Source organism: Actinoplanes sp. NPDC023936 (genome assembly GCF_040639325.1).
Taxonomy (GTDB): domain Bacteria; phylum Actinomycetota; class Actinomycetes; order Mycobacteriales; family Micromonosporaceae; genus Actinoplanes.
Genome location: NZ_JBEZZR010000013.1, coordinates 61677 through 83075 on the forward strand (window position 1 = coordinate 61677; position 21399 = coordinate 83075).

Consider the following 21399-nt stretch of genomic DNA (forward strand, 5'->3'; position numbering starts at 1 on the left):
GGTTTCCCCGAACTCACCGGCCGGCGATCAGCTCCGCGAGCCGGGCCGCGCCCACGTTGCCGCCGGAGAGGATCACGCCGATCCGGGGTGGCGCCGGCCGCACCCGCCCGCACAGCAGCGCCGCGACCCCGCACGCCCCGCTCGGCTCCAGCACCAGCTTGAGCCGGTCGACGGCGAACCGCAGCGCCTCCCGCAGCTCCGCGTCGCTGACCAGCACGATCTCGTCGACGAGCCGCTTGTTGACGGCGAACGTCAGCTCGCCGGGGATGGGCGCGGCCTGCCCGTCGGCGATGGTTCGCGGCACCGCGATCCGGACCCGTTTCCCGGCGGCGAGGGAGCGCCGGGTGTCGTCACCGGCCTCCGGCTCCACCCCGATCACCCGGATCCCCGGCCGGACACCCTTGGCGGCGATCGCGCTGCCGGCGATCAGCCCGCCCCCGCCGACCGGCACCACGAGGGCGTCCAGGTCGTCGGCCTCGGTCAGCAACTCCAGCGCGGCGGTGCCCTGCCCGGCGATGACGTGCGGATGATCGTAGGGCGGGATCAGCGCGAGCCCGCGCTCCTCGGCAAGCTGCCGGCCGATCGACTCCCGGTCACCGGTGTATCGGTCGTACTCGATGATCTCGGCTCGATAGCCTCTGACCGCGTCCATCTTGGACTTCGGGGTGTCCGAGGGCATCACGATCACCGCGTGGCTGCCCAGCTCGCGGGCGGAGAGCGCGACCGCCTGGGCATGGTTGCCGGAGGAGTAGGTGACGATGCCGCGGGCGAGCTGCGCGGCCGGCAGGCGGGAGATGGCGTTGTAGGCGCCGCGGAACTTGAAGGCGCCGACGCGTTGCAGGTTCTCGGCTTTGAGGAAGACCTCGGCGTCGGCCAGCGCGTCGAGCGTGCGGGAGCGGATCACCGGCGTCCGGTGCGCGACGCCCTCGAGGCGGCGCGCGGCGTCCAGCACGTCCGCGAGGGCGACGCCGGCCATCAGCCGGAACTCCGCACGACCAGCCGGGTCGGCAACCGCTCCGGCCACGGCAGCGACGGGTCGAGCAGGTGCCGGACCGCCGACGCGGCCTCCTCCTCGACCGGCATGTAGACCGACGACAGGTCGGCGGCCTCGGCCAGCACGCTGCCGTCGAAACCGATCACCGCGACGTCGTCCGGCACCCGCCGGCCCGCCTCGCGCAGCGCCTGCAGCACGCCCATCGCGGTGACGTCGCAGGCCGCGAAGATCGCGTCGAGCCGGGGCTCGCGGATCAGCAGCCGCTGGGCCGCCGCATAGGCGGTGGCCCGGGTGAAGTCGCCGTCCGCGGCGATCACGGGGGAGGCGGCCACCCGCAGGAATCCGGCTTTGCGTTCGTCGGCGCACGGCGTCGGCGGGCCGAACACCGCCCCGATCCGCTGGCGTCCGGTCAGGACCAGGTGAGCGGCGGCCTGGTAGCCGCCGCTGTCGTTGTCCGGCGCGACGAACACGACGCCTGGCGCGGACCTGCCCAGCGAGACGGTCCGGGTCTGCCGGGCGTACGCCGCCGCCACCGGGCCCGGCATGTTGATCAGCAGCCGCCCGAACGGCGGGTCGCCGGAGTCGTCCACTCTCGGCGACGGGATGCGGCGGACCTCCAGCGGGAGGCCGGCCCGCGCCGCGCCGGTCAGCACCCGCCCGTAGAACGGCTTGGCGCTCAGCGCGTCCGGGTCCGGGTCGGCGATCAGGACCTCGATGTGCTCCCGCCCGCCGGCGCGGCTCTGACTCCGGCCGGTCGCGAGGGCCCGCGCCACCGGGTGCGGCTCGAACCCGAGCCGGGCCGCGACCGCGCGGACGTGATCGCGCATGGTCTCCGAGGTGCCGTACATCCCGTTGATCGCCCGGGACGCGGTCGCCCGGGACACCCCGGCGGCGCGCGCGACGTCCGCGAGGGTGGGCCGTCGATTCTCCACGACCCACCCTAACGTTCCTCAGACGCGGAAGCGGGACACCACCGTCTGCAGTTCCGCCGCGATCCCGGCCAGCTCGGTCGCCGTCGCGTTCGCCTCGTCCAGGGCGGCCGTGGTCGTCTGGGTCGCGGTGGCCACCCCGTCGATGTTCCCGGCGATCGCCGACGTGCCCTGCGCCGCGTCGCCGACACTGCGGGCCATCTCGCCGGTCGTGGCGGTCTGTTCCTCCACCGCGGACGCGATGGTCGTCTGGTAGTCGCTGATCCGCGCGATGATCGACGAGATCTCGCCGATCGCGGCGACCGCGTTGGAGCTGTCCGCCTGGATCGCCTCGACGCGGCGGGCGATGTCCTCGGTGGCCCGCGCGGTCTCCTGGGCGAGATCCTTGACCTCGCTGGCGACCACGGCGAAGCCCTTGCCCATCTCGCCGGCCCGCGCCGCTTCGATGGTGGCGTTGAGGGCCAGCAGGTTGGTCTGCTCGGCGATCGCGGTGATCGTCTTGATGACGTTGCCGATCTCGGCGCTGGACGTGCCGAGCTGGGAGACCGTCGCGTTGGCGCTGTCGGCCACGCCGACGGCCTCGCTGGCGACGCGGGCGGCCTCGGACGCGTTGGAGGCGATCTCCCGGATCGAGACGCCCATCTCCTCGCTGCCGGCGGCGACGGTCTGCACGTTCGTCGACACGTCGCCGGCGGCGGTGGCGGCGATGTTCGCCTGGTCGGCGGCGTCCTGCGCGGACTGCCCGATCCGCCCGGCGACCCGGCCGAGCCGCTCGGTGCTGGTGCCGAGGGTCTGCGAACTCGCGGTGAGCTGCCCGACCATGAACCGCAGGCCCTCGCGGGCGGTGTTGACGGCGACCGCCATGCCGCCGAGCTCGTCGCGGGCGTGCACCTCGGCGCCGACGGTCAGATCGCCGTCGGCGACGGCGGCGAGCGAGCGGGAGACGCTGCCGAGCTGCTTGGCGATCAGCCGGGAGATGAACGTGGCCAGCGCGAGCGCGAGCACCAGCCCGACGACCAAAAAGATGATCATTTGGGTACGGGCGGAGTTGTAGCTGGACTCGGCTTCCGCGGCCATGGCCGCCGACTCGGCGTCCTCGGTCTCCTGCAGTTCCACGACGGAGGCCTTGAGGTCGGCCTGCACCTGGTTCCAGACGGTACCGATCTGGTCGGTGGCGGGCGGGTCGAAGTCCGCGGCCGGCGTCTCCCGGAACAGCGCGTAGTTACGCAGCTGCTGGAAGTAGGTGAACGTGTCCGCCACCTCGGCCGCGGCGGCCTCCCGGGTCGGCGAGCCGACCGCGAGAGCCTGGTACTTCGTGATCGCGTCGGTGGTCGCCGCGTCGGTGTCGTTCACCTTCTCCCGCTGGTCGGCCTTCGCGTCCGTGCCGGTCACCACCGAGTAGGTGAAGAGCACCGAGAAGCCGTCGCCGACGGCTCCGCGCAGCGTGCTCAGCGCGAGACTGCTGTCGACGTGCTCGGCCTTCATCGCCTTGATGTTGTCGTTGAGGCTGGCGAGCCGGACGATGCCCAGCACGCCGACGATGGCCGCGACAAGCGCGCAGCAGAGGACCGCCGCATAGATCTTCGTGCCCACGCGGAAGTCGGCCAGCGCCCCGGTCAGGGGATTACGCGGCGCGGTGACTTCCACCTTCGGGCTTCGCCCGCTCTTCACACCACCATGATCGGCGCATGGCGGCGCAAACTGAGCGATTCCGGCGCCCGGTGTCCCGCCGGGGACTACTTGCGCTGACCGGCCCCGGGCTGCGAGATCGACGTTTGTTCCTGTCCGCAGTGGTAACTCTCGATTCACTTGCGGTGCAGCAACGAATCGCTGGACGGAGATCGACGTGACACCATTCGCCGTGATCAAGCGGGACGACGGCGGGGGCGTGTCGCGCCTGCTGATCTCGGGTGAGCTCGATGAGGACACCGGTGAGGGCATGGCCGGCCTGATCGCCAACGCCGCCACGCAGAGCGACGTGTGGGAGCTCGTCGTGGACCTGCGGCGGGTCACGTTCCTGTCCGCGGCCGGCGTTCGCGCCCTGCTGTACGGCCGTGACGCCGCCATCGGGGCGGGGTGCGCGTTCCGGGTGGTCAATGCGATCGGCCTGGTCTATCAGGTGCTGCGGATCAGCGGTGTCCACCAGAGACTCGCTGTCACCTGCGAGCCGGCCGCCACCACGCCCTGACGGTCTTTCCCCCCGGCCGTCGTTCATCGGCTTTTCCCCGGCCGTCGTTTATCAGTACTTTCCCCGGCCGTCGTTTATCAGTACTTTCCCCGGCCGTCGTTTATCGGCACGACGCCGGGGAAGTCGCGATCGATGACCGATGACCAGCAGCGTGCCGACCGGCACCCGACCGACGAGCCGGACGGCACACCGGCGTACCAGGCGTCCCTGCGCGAGCCGGGCGCATCAGTGGGCGCCGGTGACGACGAACCGGAGAGCACCGAGGAGAGCGGTTCGCCCGGCCGCAACGGCTACGACGTGGACGCGGTGTCCGGCGACACCGGCGTCTACCGGCCCGACTGATACCGGCCCGACTGATACCGACCCGACTGACGACACGCCGGCCGGGTGCCCGGTGCCGCCGGGCATCCGGCCGGCGCTTCCCCCTCGCCAGGCCGCGAGCCGTCCCGCTGTCAGCTTCGCGCGCCGAGCCACGTGCCGAGCCGCCGGCGGACCCGGCCACGCCGATAGCCACCGTGTACCGCACCGGTGGCCGGAGGATCGAAGATCGCGCCCGGCCCGGGAGCGACGGCGGACGGCCCGGTCACGAACGCCGCGCCCCACCGGCCGATGACCGACTCGGCGGCACGGGGCGCGACCCGGTGGGCGGCCAGCATCAGGTGCGAGACCACCCCCACGGTGGTCTGCCGGCGCGGGTGGCGGGCGACGGTGAGGATGCGGGCGGCGAGGCGTTCCGGCGCGTACGCGGGTGGGATGGCCCGGAGCCGGCGCCCGGTGTGATTGGCGGCCCGCTGGAAGAACGGGGTGTCGACGGTGCCGGGCAGCACCAGGCAGACCCGGATCCGCGGATGCCGGGCGACCTCCTGCTGCAGGCTCAGCGCCAGCCCTCGGACGGCGAACTTGCTCATCGAATAGAGCGGGATCACCGAATTCGGGAACACCGACAACAACGACCCGACCAGTACGAGGACACCGTGCCCCTGCGTCCGGAAAGTGGTCAGGGCGGCACGGGCGCACAGCGTGGCGCCGAGAACGTTGGTGTCCACCAGCCGGCGGAGCTCGTCCACCGGTTCCGAGCCGAGCGGCCCGGCGATGCCGACGGCGGCCGCCTCGACCCAGACGTCGATCCGCCCGAACCGCTGCAGCGCCGCCCGGGTGAGCTCGTCGACCGCCGCCGGCTCCCCGATGTCCGTCGGCACGACCAGCACCTCCCCGCCGCGCGCCCGGCAGTCGCGTTCCACGTCGGCGAGCGCCTCCCGGCGGCGGGAGGCGAGGACCAGCCGGGCACCCTCGCGGGCGTACGCCAGCGCGGTCGCCCGGCCGATCCCGCTCGACGCCCCGGTGATCACGACGACCGAGTGACGCGGATCCGGCCCGGTCAATCGTCGGCGTCCTGCTGCGCCCGGTTGGCGCCCGTGGCGTTGATGCCGGCGTTGCTGCTGCCGTGGGCCGGCGCCGGTTCGCGCGGCTCCTCGTCGGTGATGAAGGTGCCGTCCTCCGGGGTCCCGGTGACGTGCTGGTCGGTGCTGCTGCCGAGATCGGGGGACTGGTCGCGGTCGTCGGGCATTGCCGTGCCTCCTGTGGCCGTCGGGTCCCCGGTGCATACCCGATCAGCGCCGCGTGAAGCGTGATCCCGCCGCCCCGCCCCGCCTGCCGCGCCCCGCCTGCCGCGCGCCGGCACCCCGCCCGGCACCCCGCCCGGCACCCCGCCCGGCACCCCGCCCGGCACCCCGCCCGGGCAGCCCTGGGGCACGGCAACCCCGGCCGCCCTGGTCCAGCAGCCCAGGCACGACCGCCCCGGCCGGCCCGGCCCTGGTCCTCGGCTGGTGGATCGTGGAAGGGCGTGGGCCGGCTGGTGCTCAATGCTGACCCTGTTGGCTGATATCCGCCGCCCGGTAGTGCGCCGATCCGGCCGCGCGTCACGGTCGGTCGCCGCCGACCGTGGAGCGCCGGGGGTTTTCGTCATTCTGTGGGGCCTGGGGCGTCCGCGGGTTTCCGCGCAGCGCGGGGTTTACCGTGGTTGTCGGCACGCTGGGTGACAACGGTTCGTGCTGACGGGCGGTCCGGCCCTGGTTTTCGGCTGGCCCCGCAGTGGTGATGACGCACCTCGGGACCATCGCCGCGGCCGGGCGCGCTGACGACCGGCTGGTCCAGCTGGACCAGCTGGTCGTCAGCGCTGTCCTCGGCTGGTGGATCGTGGAAGCGCGCGGTCCGGCTGGCGTTCAGTGCTGTCCCGCCCGGCCGGCGAGAACACCGACAGCCAGCCGGGCAACACGAGCTGGTCACCAGTGCTGCCGGATGCCTGCTTCGAGAGCACTGCGCGCCAGCCCGCCCGCACCGCTCCACGATCGACAACCGGGCGGCGCCACCTCGCGTCCCTACCGGGCGACGGCTCCTCGATCAGCCAGCAAGGTCAGTGCTGCTGCGTGCCCGGCAGCGGCCGCACGCTCCCGGCGATCGCCACTGCCACCGCGAGCAGCGCCGAGACGACGACCAGCGCCTTCAGCACGGTGATGTGGTGGCCGAGCAGCCCGATGGTGGGCGGACCGGCGAGGAACGCGCAATAGCCGATCGAGGCGACCACGCTGACCCTGGCGGCGGCCCGGCGCGGGTCGTCGCCGGCCGCGCTCATGCCGACCGGGAAGCCGAGCGAGGCGCCGAGCCCCCAGAGCAGCGTGCCGGCGAACGCGAGGGCCGGTGACGGCGCGAAGACGAACAGTGTGGCGCCGGCGATGCCGACCAGGGCGAGGACCCGGACCACGAGGGTACGGCCGTAGCGGTCCAGCAGCGACGGACCGAACCAGCGCCCGGCCGTCATGGCGGTGAGGAACCCGGCGAACGCGAGGGTGCCGACGGTGGCGGAGACGTGGTGGCCGTCGATCGCGGCGACGCTGATCCAGTCGTTGCCGACCCCTTCGGCGAACGCGAAGGCGAGCACGAACACGCCGATGAGCAGGGTGCGCGGCTCCCGCCAGGCGGTGAGCGCGCCGCCCGTGGCCGGGACCGATCCGTCCGTGGCCGGTTCGGCGTCGTCGCGGTCCGGGACGAACCGGCGTGCCTGCCAGACGACGGCGATCACGACGAGGACGGCGACGACGGTCAGGTGGGTGGCGACCGGGACGTCCAAAGCGATCATGGCGGCGCCGCCGAGCGCGCCGGCGACGGTTCCGAGGCTGAACCCGGCGTGGAAGCGGGACATGATCGATTTGCCGAGGAGCCGTTCCACGACGGTGCCCTGCACGTTCATCGCCACGTCCCAGGCGCCGTTGGCGAAGCCGAGCAGGAACAGGCCGATCACCACCGGGATCACGCCGGACAGGGAGCCGAGCGCCGCTGTGGTGAGGCCGGCGCCGAGCAGGACCGCCATCGCCATCACGGTCCGGGACGATCCGATCCGGGTGACGACCGGCCCGGAGAGCGGGAGCGCCAGCAGCGAGCCGGCGGCGATGGCGAGCAGCACCAGGCCGAGGGCGGCGGAGTCGAGGCCGAGCTGGTCACGGACCTGGGGGATCCGGGAGGCCCAGCTGGCGAACGCGAACCCGGAGCCGATGAACGCGGTGTAGGTCGCGGCGGTGGCGGCGCGGACGACCGGCGCGGTGGTGAGGGAGTCCTGCATGTGTACGACCGTACATAAGGTCCGGGTGGAACGGTGACCCGTCCCACCCGTACCGTCGTCAGTTGTTTGTCAGCTGTTGTCGACGGCTGCCTGCTGGACCGGCAGCGCCGCCACGTAGCGCCGCATGAACGCGGTGAACCCGGCCACGTCCGCCGGGTCCGGCTCGGCCGTGTCGAGCCGCGCGTCCGCGAAGACCGCGCTGGTCAGGAAGTCGTCGAGGCTCTGCCCCGGCTGCCTGTCGCGGACGAACCCGGCGAGCACCGCGATGCCCCAGGCGCCGCCCTCGGCGGCCACGTCACCGACCGAGACGGGGGTGTCGATGGCGGCCGCGAGCAGGTTCTGCGCCACGCCCGCGGTCTTGAACAGGCCGCCGTGCGCGAACATCCGGTCCAGCCGGACGGACTCCTCCTTCTGCAGCACGTCCATGCCGATGCGCAGCGTCGCCAGGGCGGCGTAGAGCTGGGTCCGCATGAAGGTGGCCAGGTCGAGCGAGCTGCCCGGCACGCGGAAGAAGAGCGGCCGGCCCTCGTGCAGCTTGGTGATCGGCTCGCCGGACAGGTTGTTGAACGCCATCAGGCCGCCGCCGTCCGGCGCGCCGCTCAGCGCCGCGCGGAACAGCGTCTCGAAGATCTTGTTGGTGTCCACGTCGACGCCGAGCGCCGTGGTGAACTCGGCGAACAGCCCGGCCCACGAGTTCAGCTCGCTGGCGCCGTTGTTGCAGTGCACCATCGCGACCAGGTCGCCGGCCGGGGTGGTGACCAGGTCGATCTCCGGGTGCATCCGGGACAGCTCGTTCTCCAGCACGATCATCGCGAAGATGCTGGTGCCGGCGCTGACGTTGCCGGTGCGGCGGGCCACCGAGTTGGTGGCGACCATGCCGGTGCCGGCGTCGCCCTCGGGCGGGCAGAGCGGGATGCCGGGCCGCAGGGCGCCGCTCGGGTCGAGCAGCCGGGCGCCGGCCTCGGTGAGCGTGCCGGCCGGCTCGCCGGCGGGCAGCACGGCGGGCAGCAGCTCGGCCAGTTTGCGCGGCACCCGGCCCGCGGCCAGCTCGTCGAACTGGCTCAGCATCCGGGTGTCGTACCCGCCGGTGGCCACGTCGATCGGGAACATGCCGCTGGCGTCGCCGACGCCGAGCACCTGCCGGCCGGTGAGCTGCCAGTGCACGTACCCGGCAAGGGTGGTCAGATGCGCGAGCCGGGCGACGTGCTCCTCGCCGTTCAGGACCGCCTGGTAGAGGTGCGCGATGCTCCACCGGTGCGGGATGTTGTACCCGAAGAGCTCGCTGAGCTGCTCGGACGCGTCGCCGGTGTTGGTGTTGCGCCAGGTCCGGAACGGGGTGAGCAGCTCGCCCTCGGCGTCGAACGCGAGGTAGCCGTGCATCATCGCGGAGACGCCGAGCGCGCCGGTGGTGCGCAGCTCGGTGCCGTACTTGCGGCGGACGTCCTCGGCCAGGGAGGCGAAACAGTCCCGCAGCCCGGCCCAGACCGCGTCGAGGGAGTAGGTCCAGGTCCGGTCCACGAACTGGTTCTCCCAGTCGTGGGTGCCCACCGCGATGGCCGCGTGGTCCGGGCCGGTCAGCACGGCCTTGATCCGGGTCGAGCCCAGCTCGATGCCGATCGCCGTGCGGCCGTCGTCGATCATGGTACGAATGCCGGCCGCCGGCCGTGCCTCTGTGTCGCTCATCGTCATGTTCTACCGCACCGGTCCGGAGAGCGGGAGGGGCCCCGGCACACTTTGTTAACGTGCGCCTAACACAGCTGTTCCTGGTGCTGCGGTATGTCCGATCCACGGCGGGCCGTGATGTGAACGCAAACAAGTCGGGACTGTCAATGGATGTCCGTTCCGGCGACCCTGTGGCATGCTGGTTGTTGACGCGTCAGTCAAGGAGGCGACCATGCGCACGCTACCCACCCGTGACGACCTGCGGACCTGGCGCGAGTTCATCGAGACCACCGAGGCCCTGCGCAGCGCGCTCACCACCCGGTTGCAGCACGACACCGGCCTCTCACCCGGGGACTACGCGGTGCTGCTCGCCCTGAGCGAGGCCCCGGACCACCGGATGCGGTCGTCGGACCTGGCCGCCCGGATCGGCTGGGAGCGCAGCCGTCTCTCGCACCACCTGGCCCGGATGGAGCGCCGCGAGCTGATCCGCCGCGAGGAGTGCGCCACCGACAGCCGGGGCGCGGAGGTGGTGCTGGCCCCGCCCGGCGCCGACGCGTTCGGCGCGGCCACCGTGCCGCACCTGCGAGCCGTCCGCGAGCTCTTCGTCGACGCCCTCACCCCGGAGCAGCTGGCGGCGGCCGGCGAGATCGCGGCCGCCCTCAAGGCCCACCTGGTCCGGTGAGCGTCACATGACCTCGTCGAAGCCGCCCTCGGCTCGCCAGGTGCGCAGCAGGTCGTGGAAGGCGACCGGGCCGGGACCGTACGCGTTGTTGACCGGCCGGGGCTTACCCTCGCCGTTGTAGTAGCCGGGCGTGCATTCGGCCTGGAAGTTGAAGGTGTCCGGCGCCGTCTCGCGGATCACCTGGATCCATCCCTCCTCGGCCTCCGCGCTCGGCTCGATCCGGGGCGCGCCGCGCTTGGCGGCCTCGGCGACCAGCGCGCCGATGTGGGTGGCCTGCTCCTGCAGCACGTGCACGAAGTTCACCGCCGCCGCGTTCTGCAGCGCCCCGAGGTGGAACAGGTTCGGGAAGCCGTGCGAATAAAAACCATGGAGGGTACGGGGCCCGTTGCGCCAGTGGCCGAGAAGAGGCAGACCGCCACGGCCGTACACCGGGAGGGTCCCGGAGACGACGCCGGAGATGCCCACCTCGAAGCCGGTGGCGAAGATGACGCAGTCCACCTCGTACGACGTCTCGCCGACGACCACCGAGGTAGCCGTCATCCGGGTGATCCCGCCGGTGTCCGCGGTGTCGACGAGCGTGACGTCCGGCCGGTTGAAGGTCTGCAGGTAGTGGTCGCTGAACGTGGGCCGCTTGCACATGTACCGGTACCAGGGCTTGAGCAGCTCGGCGGTGGCCGGGTCCTCGACGATCGCGTCGACCCGGGCGCGGATCTCGTTCATCTTGCGGAAGTCGGCGAGCTCGTCGAGGTACTCGCGTTCCTCGGCCGGCAGGTTGCTGTCGACCGAACCGGTGAGCATCTGGCGCTGCAGCCGGGCGGTCGCCGTCCAGCCGTCGGCGATCAGGTCGGCCTCGGCGTGGCCGCCGGTGACGATGGTCAGGAAGTTGTCCATCCGCTCCTGCTGCCAGCCGGGGCGCAGGGAGGCCTTGAACGCGTCGTCGATCGGGCGGTTGTCGCGGACGTCCACCGACGACGGGGTGCGCTGGAAGACGTACAGGTGCTCGGCGTCGCGGGCCAGGTGCGGGACGACCTGGATGCCGGTGGCGCCGGTGCCGACCACGCCGACCTTCTTGCCGGCGAGTTTGTGCAGGCCGCCGGTCTGGTCGCCGCCGGTGTAGCCGTAGTCCCAGCGGCTGGTGTGGAAGGTGTGGCCCTGGAAGTCCTCGATGCCGGGGATGCCGGGCAGTTTCGGCTGCGACAGCGTGCCGGAGGAGAGCGCGACGTAGCGGCTCTGGAACACGTCGCCGCGGTCGGTGGTGACGGTCCACTCGCAGGCGTCGTCGTCCCAGCGCAGCTCGACGACGCGGGTGTGGAACAGCGTGTCGTCGTAGAGCTCGAACCGCTTGGCGATCGCGACGGCGTGCTGCCGGATCTCCTCGCCGGGGGCGTACCGCCACTGCGGGACGTACCCGACCTCCTCCAGCAGCGGCATGTAGACGGTGGACTCGATGTCGCAGTGGATGCCGGGGTACCGGTTCCAGTACCAGGTGCCGCCGAAGTCGCCGGCCTCGTCGATCATCCGCAGGTCGCGTACCCCGGCCTGCCGCAGCCGGGCCCCGGCGAGCAGGCCGCCGAACCCGCCGCCGACCACGACCGCCTCGACCCGGTCGGTCACCGGCTCCCGCTCGGCCCGCTCGGTGTACGGGTCGGTGGCGTAGTACCCCCACTCGCCGGCCGCCCGCCGGTACTGCGCGGCGCCCTCGGGCCGGACCCGGCGGTCCCGTTCGGCCTGGTACTTCGCGCGCAGCGCGTCGACCTCGGCCGGGCTGAGGCGGCGCTGACCGGAGGGTTGCGGGGTGACGTTCGCGGACATGGGCGGCCCTTTCGCCGGGGATCGTGCGAGCCAGGGCAACAATTTAAAGCACGTGCATGACGAAATGTGAATCCCCGTGCCCGCGAGTCCGGTTTGTCACCGGGAGTTCATCGGGGCGCGCAACAAACCCTCCACCGCGTCGAGCAGGCTCGTCGCGGCCGCCGCCCACCCCGGCTGCGCGCTGCGCTCACGCTGCGCGCAGAAGTGCACGATCAGCATGTGCGCCATCTCCTCGCGCTCCCGGCACGCCTCGGGCGTCAGGTGCGGCAGCAGCCGGTGCAGCGTCTCGCTCACCGCGAACAGCACCGGCGCGTCCCGCAGCACGTCACCGGCGAGCTGCCGCAGCCCGGGCTCGGTGATCACCTGCGCGGCGAACCGCGCATACCAGCTGGGCGCGCCGAGGGCGGCCAGATGCTCGGTGTACGGGCACACCACGCACGTGACGACGTCGCGCAGCTCGGCGCTGTCGCGATGCCGCTCGAACAGCCCACGCCGGATCTCCTCCATCGGCGCCGCGTGCCGCCGGATGATCGCCCGGATCAGTTCGGTCTTGGTGCCGAAGTGATAGCCGACGGCGGCGTTGTTGCCCTGCCCGGCGGCCTCACTGATCTGCCGGTTGGAGACGGTGGCCACGCCGTGCTCGGCGAAGAGCCGCTCGGCCGTGTCCAGGATGGTCGCCCGGGTCGCCGCCACCTGCACGTCGCGTGTCCGGCGAGGGCTCCTCACGGCCGCCAGCATACGACGGGCGCCGGATCCCCGGAGCTCGGCCGCCGGGCGTGATTCCCGGAGCCCGGCCGCCGGGCGTGATTCCCGGAGAGCGGCCGCCGGGCGTGAGAGGGTGCACGCGTGAACGTCAGCACTGTCGACTACCACACCGGGGGAGAGCCGTTCCGGATCGTCCCCGCGCCGCCGGTCGGGATCCCCGGCGACTCCGTCGCGGAGCGCCGGGTCCTCGCCGCCGGCGACACCGACGTGGACCGGCTGCGCCGCATCCTCTGCCACGAGCCGCGCGGGCACGCCGACATGTACGGCGGGATGCTCGTGCCGCCGGACGACGACGGCGCCCGGCTCGGGGTGCTCTTCTTCCACAAGGACGGGTTCTCCACCGCGTGCGGGCACGGCACGATCGCGCTGGGCGTCTGGGCGGTGCGTTCCGGCCTGGTCGACGCGCCCGCCGACGGGATCGTGGACGTGCCGATCGACGTGCCGTCCGGGCGGGTCACCGCGCGGGTGCACACCGCCGGCCGGCGGGTCACCGCGGTGGACTACGTCAGCGTGCCGTCCTACCTGGTCGACGACAACATCGTCGTGCCCACGCCGCGCGGGCCGGCGACCGTGACGGTCAGCTACGGCGGCGCGCTCTACGCCCAGGTGGAGGCGGCGTCGCTGGGGCTCGCGGTGGCCCCGGAGCACCTGCCGGAGCTGATCGTGCTGGGCCGGCAGATCAAGGCCGCGCTCGCCGGGCACCCGGCGGCGCGGCATCCCAGCGACCCGCGCCTGGACGGCATCTACGGCACCATCTTCTTCGACGTGCTGCCCGGCCTCGCGCACCAGCGCAATGTCACGGTCTTCGCGGACGGCGAGGTGGACCGGTCGCCGTGCGGCTCCGGCACCGCGGCCCGGGTCGCCACGCTCGCCGCGACCGGCCGGCTCGCGCCGGGCCAGCGGCTGCTGCACGACTCGATCGTCGGCTCCCGGTTCGTGGCCCGCTACGCCTCCGGCCCGGAGGTGGTGCCGGTGATCACCGGGATGGCGTATCCGACCGGGGAGCACACGTTCGTGGTGGACCCGGACGACCCGATGACGCCCGGGTTCGTGCTCCGCTGATCTCCGCGGGACCGATTCTGTTCAAAGGCCGAGCAATTCTGCAACAAGCCTGCAAACGAAAATCATTGACTGATGTCAAAGTTTCGCGCAGATTTCACGGTACGGCGGCCGCCATCCCTGACAGCTTTTTCGCTCGCCATTCGAGGTTGCGATGAGAAAAGTCCGATGGCTCACTACCGGTCTCGCCGTGACCGCTTCGGCCGTGCTGCTCAGCGCGGTCGTCAGCGGTCCGGCGCGTGCCGAAACCCTGTTCGGTGACACCTTCGACGACGGCAACGCCGACGGGTGGTCGCGTAACGGCGGCACCTGGTCGGTGATCACCGACGGCACGCCCGCCTATCAGCAGTCCAACGCCGGCACCGTGGCCCGTGCGCTGGCCGGCTCCACGTCGTGGGCCGACTACACCGTGCAGGCCCGGGTGAAGACGACGGGGACCGCCGGGGTGGTGGCCCGTGCCCGCTCCACCAGCCAGTACTACGCGCTCGTGCTCACCGCCGGCGGCGCCGTGCAGCTCCAGCGGGTCTCCGGCGGCACCGCCACGGTCCTCGCGACCGGGACGCCCGGCGGCGCGACCGGCGGGTGGCGCACGCTCGCGCTGACCGTGCGGGGCAGCACGCTGACCGGTTTTGCCGACGGGACCCAGGTCGTCACGGCGACGGACAGCGCCTACCCGAGCGGGCGGATCGGCCTCGTCACCTCGTACGCCAGCGGGGTTTTCGACGATGTCGCGGTGAACACGACGGGACCGGGCCCGGGTCCGTCGGCGACCTCACCGACGCAGACCACCCCGCCGCCGCCCGGCGGATGCGCGGTGACCGGCACGCCCGCCGGCTTCGCAACCGTGAACGCCTGGGGCCAGAACGGCACGACCGGAGGTGCGGGCGGGCCGACCGTGCAGGTGGACACGGCCGCCGAGCTGCTCTCCTCGATCGCCACGCCGGGCCCGCTGACCATCTGCGTCGCCGGCGTGATCACGCTGCCGGCCGGCATGTACGACGTGACGAGCGACAAGTCGATCGTCGGGATCGGCGCGACCGCCGGGATCACCGGTGGCGGCTTCAACATCGGCCTGCCGGTGTCGGCGGTGACGGCGCCGCCGGCCGACGCGGTGCACAATGTGATCATCCAGAACCTGTCGTTCCGGGGCGCCAGCGACGACTCGATCAACGTGCAGATGTTCTCGCACCACGTCTGGATCGACCACAATGACCTGGCACAGGGTTACGACGGGCTGATCGACATCAAGCGCGGCTCGTCGTATGTCACGGTGTCGTGGAACCACACCCATCACCACACCAAGAACATGCTGCTCGGCCACGACGACAGCAACGGCGCGCAGGACACCGGCCGGCTCAAGGTGACCTATCACCACAACTGGTTCGACGCGACGCCGCAGCGCAACCCGCGGGTCCGCTTCGGTGAGCCGGTGCACGTCTACAACAACTACTACTTCTACAACACCGACACCGGCGTGGCCTGCCAGAACACCGCCGGCTGCATGGTCGAGGGCAACTACTTCGAGAACGTCGAGGAGCCGGTCACCAACACGTACGCGGGTCCGGCCGGGCGCTGCGTGGCCCGCAACAACGTCTTCGTGGGGGAGTCCGGCGCGCCGGACTGCAGCGGGACCGTGCAGGAGCCGTCGGCGTACTACAGCTACACGCTGGACGATCCGAACACGGTGAAGTCGCTGGTCACCGCGGGCGCGGGGGTGGGGAAGCTGTGATCAGCACACTTCTGGCCGCGGCGCTCGCGGCCGTCCTGCCGGTCCCGGCGGCTCTGCCGGCCACGGGAGCCCTGCCGGTCCCGGCGGCAGCGGTCCCGGCCGTAGCGGCCACGGCGGACGGGTTCGCCACCGGGACCACCGGTGGCGTGGCCGGCCCGACGGTCACCGTCACCACCGGCGCCGACCTGGCTCGATACGCCGGCGCGAACACTCCGTACACGATCATGGTCGCCGGCCGGATCAGCGTGGGCGGCATGGTCACGGTGGTCGCTAACAAGAGCATCCTCGGTGTCGGCACGACAGCGGAGATCACCGGCGGCGGCCTCCAACTGGGTACGACCACCCGGCCGGGCAACAATGTGATCATCCGCAACATCCGGTTCAGCAACGCCTCGGACGACTCGATAAGCGTCACCAACAAGGCGCATCACGTGTGGATCGATCACAACGAGTTCCTGCCCGGATATGACGGCTCGCTCGACATCAAACGGCAGTCGACGAACGTGACCGTCTCGTGGAACCGATTCCTCGGCACCGACAAGTCGATGCTGCTCGGGCACTCCGACAACTACACCGCCGACATCGGGTATCTGCGCGTCACCTATCACCACAACTATTTCGACGGATCCAACCAGCGCCATCCCCGGGTGCGTTTCGGCGAGCCGGTGCACGTCTACAACAACTACTACCGCAACATCGGCCTGTACGGCATCGCGTCCACCGAGAACGCCGGAGTGGTCGCCGAGGGCAACTACTTCGAGAACGTGGCCCACCCCTGTCACTCCACCGGCGGGTACGCGGAGAGCGCCCCCGGCCGGCTCGTGCAGCGGCTCAACGCGTTCGTGAACTCCGGCGTCTGCGAGGCCGGCGGCACGGTGGCCGAGCCGTCCGGTTTCTACTCCTACACGCTCGATCCGGCGTCGTCGGTGCCGTCCCTGGTCACCGCGGGCGCCGGGGTGGGGAGGATCTGATGCACGTCCTGCTCGCCGCTCTGCTCACGATCGCCGCGCCGATCCCGATCCCGCCGATCGCCACTGCGGCCCCCGCCGCCGCGGACGGTTTCGCCACCGGGACCATCGGCGGGGCCGGCGGCGCCACCGTCACGGTGGACACCACCGACGAGCTGCTCGACGCGATCGACACGGTCGGGCCGCTGATCATCCAAGTGTCCGGCAGCATCGCCATCACCAGCAAACAGGGGGTCCGGCCGAACAAGACGATCGTCGGGCTCGGCACGAACGCCGCCATCACCGGCGGCGGCTTCGACTTCTACCGGTCGTCGCACGTGATCGTGCGGAACCTGACGTTCGTGGGCGCCGAGGACGACGCGATAAACGTCGGCCAGCAGTCGCACCACATCTGGATCGACCACAACACGTTCGTCGACCCGGTGGACGGCTCGATCGACGTGGTGCGCGGCGCGGACTACGTGACGGTGTCGTGGAACCACTTCGCCGGCACCGACAAGAGCATGCTGATCGGCCACTCCGACGGCGCGTCCTCCAGCGACGTCGGCCATCTCAAGGTCAGCATCCATCACAACTGGTTCGACGGCTCCCGGCAGCGGCATCCCCGGGTGCGGTTCGGCGAGCCGGTGCACGTCTACAACAACTACTTCGACGGCAACGAGCTCTACGGCGTGGCGTCCACGATGAACGGCGGCGTGGTCGTGGAGGGCAACTACTTCGCCGGGGTGCCGCACCCGTGCTACTCCACCAGCGGGTACGCCGACAGTGGTCCGGGGCGGCTGGTGCAGCGCGCCAACGTGTTCACCGGCTCGGGACCGTGTGAGGCGGGCGGGACCGTGCGGGAGCCGTCCACCTACTACTCCTACACGCTGGATCCGGCGTCGGCGGTGCCGTCACTGGTCACCGCAGGCGCGGGCGCCGGCAAGATCTGACCGGTCCGCCGTCACCATCCCGGTGGACACCTCGCCGGCGCCGGCCCGGGCGTCGGCGAGGCGTCAGCACGGGACCGCCCGTCCTGTGCACGATGGAGGCCATGTGCATCAGTAATCACAGCACGACCCGCCGTGGAGCTCTGGCCGGCGGCGTGGCCGCCGCCGCTGCCATCGCACTGGGTGGGCCGGCACTGGGCGGGCCGGCACTGGGTGGGCCGGCGCGGGCGGCCGGCTCGCGAGCGCGCGGCCCGCTCGATCTGACCCATCCCCTCACGACCGGATTCCCCGCCTTCGAGCCCGGCGAGGAGGCCGTCCGCCACACCGTCGCCACGATCGAGAAGGACGGCTACTTCCTCCAGGAATGGAAGATCCTCGAACACATCGGCACGCACGTCGACGCGCCCGCCCACTTCACCAAGGGCGGGCGGGTCGCCACCGAGCTGCAGCCGTCCGAGCTGATCCTGCCCGCGGTGGTGATCGACATCGCGGCGCGGGCGGCCCGGGACGCGGACACCATCGTGACGGTGGACGACCTGCGCGCGTTCGAGCGGCGGCACGGCCGGATCCCGGAGGGCGCGGCCGTGCTGATGCACTCCGGGTGGGCGCGCAAGGTGCACGACGCGGACGCGTACCGGGGCACCGGCGCGGACGGCGGCATGCACTTTCCCGGGTTCGGCGCGGACGCCTGCGAGTGGCTGCTGCGGCACCGCCGGATCCGCAGCCTCGGCGTGGACACGCTCAGCATCGACCCCGGTGACTCCACGGACTTCGACACGCACCTGGTGCTCACCGGCGCCGACCGCTACGGGCTGGAGAACCTCGCGAACCTGGACCGGCTGCCGGCCACCGGGGCGACGATCATCGTGGGGCTCATCCCGTACGAGGGCGGGTCCGGCGGCCAGGCCCGGGTGCTCGCCACCCGCTGACCGTCACTGCTTGCTGGTCGTCACTGCTTGCTGGTCGTCACTGCTTGCTGGCCGTCACCGCTTGCTGGCCGTCACCGCTTGCTGACCGTCACCGCGCCGCCGGGGTTCCCGCGTCGGTGGCGGCCCAGGATGCCAGCAGCGCCAGCGCGTCCGCCGTCGCCGACCCCGGCTCGGCGGCGTAGACGGTCATCGCCAGGTCCGCCTCGGCCTGCAGGTCCATCGTCTCGTACGCCAGGATCAGCTCACCGACCACGTGATGCCGGAACGTCTTCACCCCGGCGCCGTGGATCCGCACGTTGTGCGCGCCCCACCGCCGCCGGAACTCGTCACTGCGGGTGCTCAGCTCGCCGACCAGGTCGTGCAGGCCCTTGTCGTGCGGGTCCTTGCCGGCCGCGGTCCGCAGGTTCGCCACTGTCATGTCGGCGGCCAGGTTCCAGTCCGGGTAGAACCGGTGGGCCGCGGCGTCCAGGAACGTGAACCGCCCGAAGTTCGGTTCTGGGACGGCGAACACGTCGGTGTACATCGCCCGGGCCAGCGTGTTCGCGGCGAGCAGGTCCTGCCGGCCGTTCACCACGATGGCCGGGCTGGTGACCGCGTCGAGCGCCCACTGCAGGCCGGGCCGCACGCTCCACGGCTTGGGCCGGCGGCTCGGCCGCAGCACCGCGTTGCTGCCGTTCGCCGCCTGTGCGAGCCGGACCAGGTGCGCCCGCTCGGCGTCGTCGAGCTGCAGGGCCCGCGCGATCGCGTCGAGCACCCCGGCGGACACCCCGGCCAGCGAGCCGCGTTCGAGCTTCGCGTAGTACTCCACGCTCACCCCGGCCAGCGCGGCGACCTCGCTGCGACGCAGCCCGGAGACCCGGCGGGTCCCGGTGACGGGCAGCCCCGCCCGCTCGGGGGTGATCTTGGCGCGGCGGGTGGTGAGGAAGTCCCGCACCTCAGCTCGGTTGTCCATGTCACGACGGTACGACCCCGCGTTCCGCCCAGGGATGCACTGTCAGTACACCTATCGGTAAGAACTCCCTTCCCGGGCGGGGAGGCGGTTGAATGTTCACCAACCGAAGGAGGAACACCATTCTCACCGTCAACGCGATCGCCGCGCCCTCGGCGACCGAACCGCTGGTGCGCACCACCGTCGAGCGCCGCGACCTGGGGGCGCACGACATCCTGATCGAGATCAGCTATGCCGGCATCTGCCACTCCGACATCCACACGGTCCGCGGCGACTGGGGCCCGGTGGCCTACCCGCTCACCGTCGGGCACGAGATCGTCGGGCACGTCACAGCGGTCGGCGCCGAGGTGACCCGGCACGCGGTCGGCGACCGGGTCGGCGTCGGCTGCATGGTCAACTCCTGCCGGGAGTGCGCCAACTGCCGGGCCGGTCAGGAGCAGTACTGCGAGAACGGCAACACCGGGACGTACGCGGCGGTCGACCGCGACGGCACCGTCACGCAGGGCGGGTACTCCACCCACATCGTCGTCGACCAGGACTTCGTGCTGCGGGTGCCGACCGAGATCCCGATCGAGGCGGCGGCCCCGCTGCTGTGCGCGGGCATCACCACGTACTCGCCGCTCGCCCACTGGAACGCCGGACCGGGCAAGAAGGTCGCCGTCGTCGGCATGGGCGGTCTCGGCCACATGGCCGTCAAGCTGGCCGCCGCGATGGGCGCCGAGGTCACCGTGCTGTCGCAGACCCTGGGCAAGAAGGACGACGGTCTGGCGTTCGGGGCGCAGCACTACTACGCGACGAGCGACCCGGCCACCTTCGAGGCCCTGCGCAACGGCTTCGACCTGATCGTCAACACGGTCAGCGCGCCGATCGACATCAACCAGTACCTGAGCCTGCTGCGCCTCGACGGCACGCTGGTCAGCGTCGGCGCCCCGCCGGAGCCGCTGCCGGTGCAGGTGTTCTCCCTGTTCGGCGCCCGCCGCTCGTTCGCCGGCTCGAGCATCGGCGGCATCGCCGAGACCCAGGAGATGCTGGACTTCTGCGCCGAGCGCGGCATCGCCGCCGAGGTCGAGGTGATCGGCGCCGACCAGGTGAACGACGCCTACGAGCGGGTGCTGAGCTCGGACGTCCGCTACCGCTTCGTGATCGACATCAACACCCTGCGCTGACCGGACGGGATCACGCGCCGGCCGCCAGTTCCGGGGCCGGCGTGAGGTTCAGCCGCGACACCGCGTCGCGCAGGTCGACCGGCCAGATCCACAGCCGGTACTCCGGGTCGATGCCGGAGTAGTCCTCCGGGCCGTGCAGCACCCGGTTGCGCATGTCCGCGCAGTACCGCTCCCGCCAGGACCGCTCGTCGGCGTCGAGCGGCTCGTTCTCCACCTTCTTCTTGGTGATCTTGTACAGATCCTCCATGGCCCGGTACTCGTACGCGAGGAGGGTCTCCGGGCTGGACCAGATGCCCAGCCCGCGGCTGCGCGCCGAGGCCGCGGCGTCGACCAGCAGGGCAAGGTCCTCGGCGCCCGGCACCGACGGATAGATGATGAACGTCGCGGCCTGCCCGGCGACCACGAGGTCCAGGTTGAACGTCGGCCGCAGCCGTTTCGGGATCTCTCGCCGCTCCCGCTCGGTGTAGTCCGGCGCGACGTAGGCCAGCAGCCGGTGCGCGCTGTCGAACGGGCTGTCCGCGACCCGGATGAAGATGTCCCGCGGCCGCCCGGTCGGCCGGGCCAGCCGGGCGGCGATGTTCTGCTTGCCGAAAGCGGACGCGGCCTGCCCCTGCTCGAAGTGCAGCGTGCCCGCCCGCCCGGTCTCCAGCCGGGGCAGCAGGAACTCGCCCAGCGCGGCGGAGATCGGCGCGAGTCCTTTCCGGATCCACTCGGCGAGCTGCAGGAACTCGGTGTCGGTCGCGGCCGCCCGCTGTTCGTTGCGCGCGGTCACCTCCGGGGTGTCGACGGACAGCATCCGCACCGGCATCCGCAGATTCGGCGTGTCACCATCGGTCACGTCGACGAGCGCGCGGGCGCCGAGCGTCGGCATGCTCGCCCCGGCGGGCGCCCAGAAGACTTGCACAGGATCGGCCATCCTCCGAGTGCACCACAGGTGTCCCGCGAGGCCACCTGACCTGCCGGAAAGCCGACTTCTGATCGCGTGAGGGACAGTTGCCGACCGGCGACCGCGGCCGAAGGCT

20 protein-coding genes are annotated in these 21399 nt (G+C 71.8%); 9 read left to right on the forward strand and 11 right to left on the reverse strand.

Annotation, left to right across the window (positions count from 1 at the left end; genetic code table 11):
• Positions 1 to 13: 13 nt before the first annotated feature.
• Genes AB0F72_RS19075 through AB0F72_RS19085 form a run of 3 tightly spaced genes read right to left on the reverse strand, consistent with a single transcriptional unit; the run spans position 14 to position 3594 of the window.
• Positions 14 to 1024, reverse strand: a complete 1011-nt coding sequence (locus AB0F72_RS19075; RefSeq protein WP_360432608.1) for a pyridoxal-phosphate dependent enzyme — start codon at positions 1022 to 1024, stop codon at positions 14 to 16.
• Positions 976 to 1926 (reverse strand): LacI family DNA-binding transcriptional regulator, encoded by a 951-nt coding sequence (locus tag AB0F72_RS19080; RefSeq protein ID WP_360432611.1) that lies wholly within the window; start codon positions 1924 to 1926, stop codon positions 976 to 978. Before AB0F72_RS19080 ends, AB0F72_RS19075 begins: the two co-directional genes overlap by 49 nt.
• A gap of 18 nt (positions 1927 to 1944) precedes the next feature.
• On the reverse strand, positions 1945 to 3594 hold the full coding sequence (locus AB0F72_RS19085; RefSeq protein ID WP_360432614.1) for a methyl-accepting chemotaxis protein: 1650 nt from the start codon (positions 3592 to 3594) through the stop codon (positions 1945 to 1947).
• A gap of 175 nt (positions 3595 to 3769) precedes the next feature.
• Between AB0F72_RS19085 and AB0F72_RS19090 the strand changes: the two genes are divergently transcribed.
• Both AB0F72_RS19090 and AB0F72_RS19095 read left to right on the forward strand, forming a co-directional pair.
• A complete protein-coding gene (locus AB0F72_RS19090) occupies positions 3770 to 4111 on the forward strand; it encodes an STAS domain-containing protein (protein WP_360432617.1) in 342 nt (113 codons plus the stop codon).
• Positions 4112 to 4243: 132 nt separating this feature from the next.
• Positions 4244 to 4453, forward strand: a complete 210-nt coding sequence (locus AB0F72_RS19095; protein WP_360432620.1) for a hypothetical protein — start codon at positions 4244 to 4246, stop codon at positions 4451 to 4453.
• Between the two features lie 110 nt (positions 4454 to 4563).
• Here AB0F72_RS19095 and AB0F72_RS19100 read toward each other — a convergent pair whose 3' ends face one another.
• The 4 genes from AB0F72_RS19100 to AB0F72_RS19115 form a co-directional block, all read right to left on the reverse strand.
• Positions 4564 to 5493, reverse strand: a complete 930-nt coding sequence (locus tag AB0F72_RS19100) for an SDR family NAD(P)-dependent oxidoreductase (protein ID WP_360432623.1) — start codon at positions 5491 to 5493, stop codon at positions 4564 to 4566.
• Positions 5490 to 5678 (reverse strand): hypothetical protein, encoded by a 189-nt coding sequence (locus tag AB0F72_RS19105; protein ID WP_360432626.1) that lies wholly within the window; start codon positions 5676 to 5678, stop codon positions 5490 to 5492. Before AB0F72_RS19105 ends, AB0F72_RS19100 begins: the two co-directional genes overlap by 4 nt.
• A gap of 846 nt (positions 5679 to 6524) precedes the next feature.
• Positions 6525 to 7727, reverse strand: a complete 1203-nt coding sequence (locus AB0F72_RS19110) for an MFS transporter (RefSeq protein ID WP_360432629.1) — start codon at positions 7725 to 7727, stop codon at positions 6525 to 6527.
• 69 nt (positions 7728 to 7796) lie between these two features.
• Positions 7797 to 9410, reverse strand: coding sequence for an FGGY-family carbohydrate kinase (locus AB0F72_RS19115; protein ID WP_360432632.1), 1614 nt, complete (start codon positions 9408 to 9410; stop codon positions 7797 to 7799).
• A gap of 211 nt (positions 9411 to 9621) precedes the next feature.
• Here AB0F72_RS19115 and AB0F72_RS19120 point away from each other — a divergent pair, with 211 nt between their 5' ends.
• Entirely contained in the window at positions 9622 to 10071 is a 450-nt protein-coding gene (locus AB0F72_RS19120; protein ID WP_360432635.1) for a MarR family winged helix-turn-helix transcriptional regulator, read from the forward strand.
• 3 nt (positions 10072 to 10074) lie between these two features.
• Here the strand turns inward: AB0F72_RS19120 and AB0F72_RS19125 are convergent, their stop codons facing one another.
• Positions 10075 to 11883: an NAD(P)/FAD-dependent oxidoreductase gene (locus tag AB0F72_RS19125; RefSeq protein ID WP_360432638.1), complete on the reverse strand. Its 1809-nt coding sequence runs from the start codon at positions 11881 to 11883 to the stop codon at positions 10075 to 10077.
• Positions 11884 to 11979: 96 nt separating this feature from the next.
• Complete coding sequence (locus tag AB0F72_RS19130; protein ID WP_360432641.1) at positions 11980 to 12609, reverse strand: helix-turn-helix domain-containing protein; 630 nt, start codon at positions 12607 to 12609, stop codon at positions 11980 to 11982.
• Positions 12610 to 12729: 120 nt separating this feature from the next.
• On the opposite strand from AB0F72_RS19130, the gene AB0F72_RS19135 reads away from it, so the two are divergent.
• The 5 genes from AB0F72_RS19135 (at position 12730) to AB0F72_RS19155 (ending at position 18262) form a co-directional block, all read left to right on the forward strand.
• Positions 12730 to 13710: a proline racemase family protein gene (locus AB0F72_RS19135; protein WP_360432644.1), complete on the forward strand. Its 981-nt coding sequence runs from the start codon at positions 12730 to 12732 to the stop codon at positions 13708 to 13710.
• A 187-nt stretch (positions 13711 to 13897) separates the two neighbouring features.
• Positions 13898 to 15436, forward strand: a complete 1539-nt coding sequence (locus AB0F72_RS19140) for a family 16 glycoside hydrolase (RefSeq protein WP_360432647.1) — start codon at positions 13898 to 13900, stop codon at positions 15434 to 15436.
• Entirely contained in the window at positions 15433 to 16407 is a 975-nt protein-coding gene (locus AB0F72_RS19145) for a pectate lyase (protein WP_360432650.1), read from the forward strand. The genes AB0F72_RS19140 and AB0F72_RS19145 overlap by 4 nt, the downstream gene beginning before the upstream one ends.
• On the forward strand, positions 16407 to 17336 hold the full coding sequence (locus AB0F72_RS19150; RefSeq protein WP_360432653.1) for a pectate lyase: 930 nt from the start codon (positions 16407 to 16409) through the stop codon (positions 17334 to 17336). Before AB0F72_RS19145 ends, AB0F72_RS19150 begins: the two co-directional genes overlap by 1 nt.
• Positions 17337 to 17437: 101 nt before the next feature.
• Entirely contained in the window at positions 17438 to 18262 is an 825-nt protein-coding gene (locus AB0F72_RS19155) for a cyclase family protein (RefSeq protein ID WP_360432656.1), read from the forward strand.
• 88 nt (positions 18263 to 18350) lie between these two features.
• On the opposite strand, the gene AB0F72_RS19160 is transcribed toward AB0F72_RS19155, so the two are convergent.
• Positions 18351 to 19214, reverse strand: a complete 864-nt coding sequence (locus AB0F72_RS19160; protein ID WP_360432659.1) for a helix-turn-helix transcriptional regulator — start codon at positions 19212 to 19214, stop codon at positions 18351 to 18353.
• A gap of 119 nt (positions 19215 to 19333) precedes the next feature.
• Between AB0F72_RS19160 and AB0F72_RS19165 the strand changes: the two genes are divergently transcribed.
• Positions 19334 to 20377, forward strand: coding sequence for an NAD(P)-dependent alcohol dehydrogenase (locus AB0F72_RS19165; RefSeq protein ID WP_360432944.1), 1044 nt, complete (start codon positions 19334 to 19336; stop codon positions 20375 to 20377).
• A 10-nt stretch (positions 20378 to 20387) separates the two neighbouring features.
• On the opposite strand, the gene AB0F72_RS19170 is transcribed toward AB0F72_RS19165, so the two are convergent.
• Positions 20388 to 21293 carry a thermonuclease family protein gene (locus AB0F72_RS19170; RefSeq protein WP_360432662.1) on the reverse strand — a complete coding sequence of 302 codons (906 nt, stop codon included), beginning with the start codon at positions 21291 to 21293 and terminating at the stop codon, positions 20388 to 20390.
• Between the last annotated feature and the right edge of the window lie 106 nt (positions 21294 to 21399).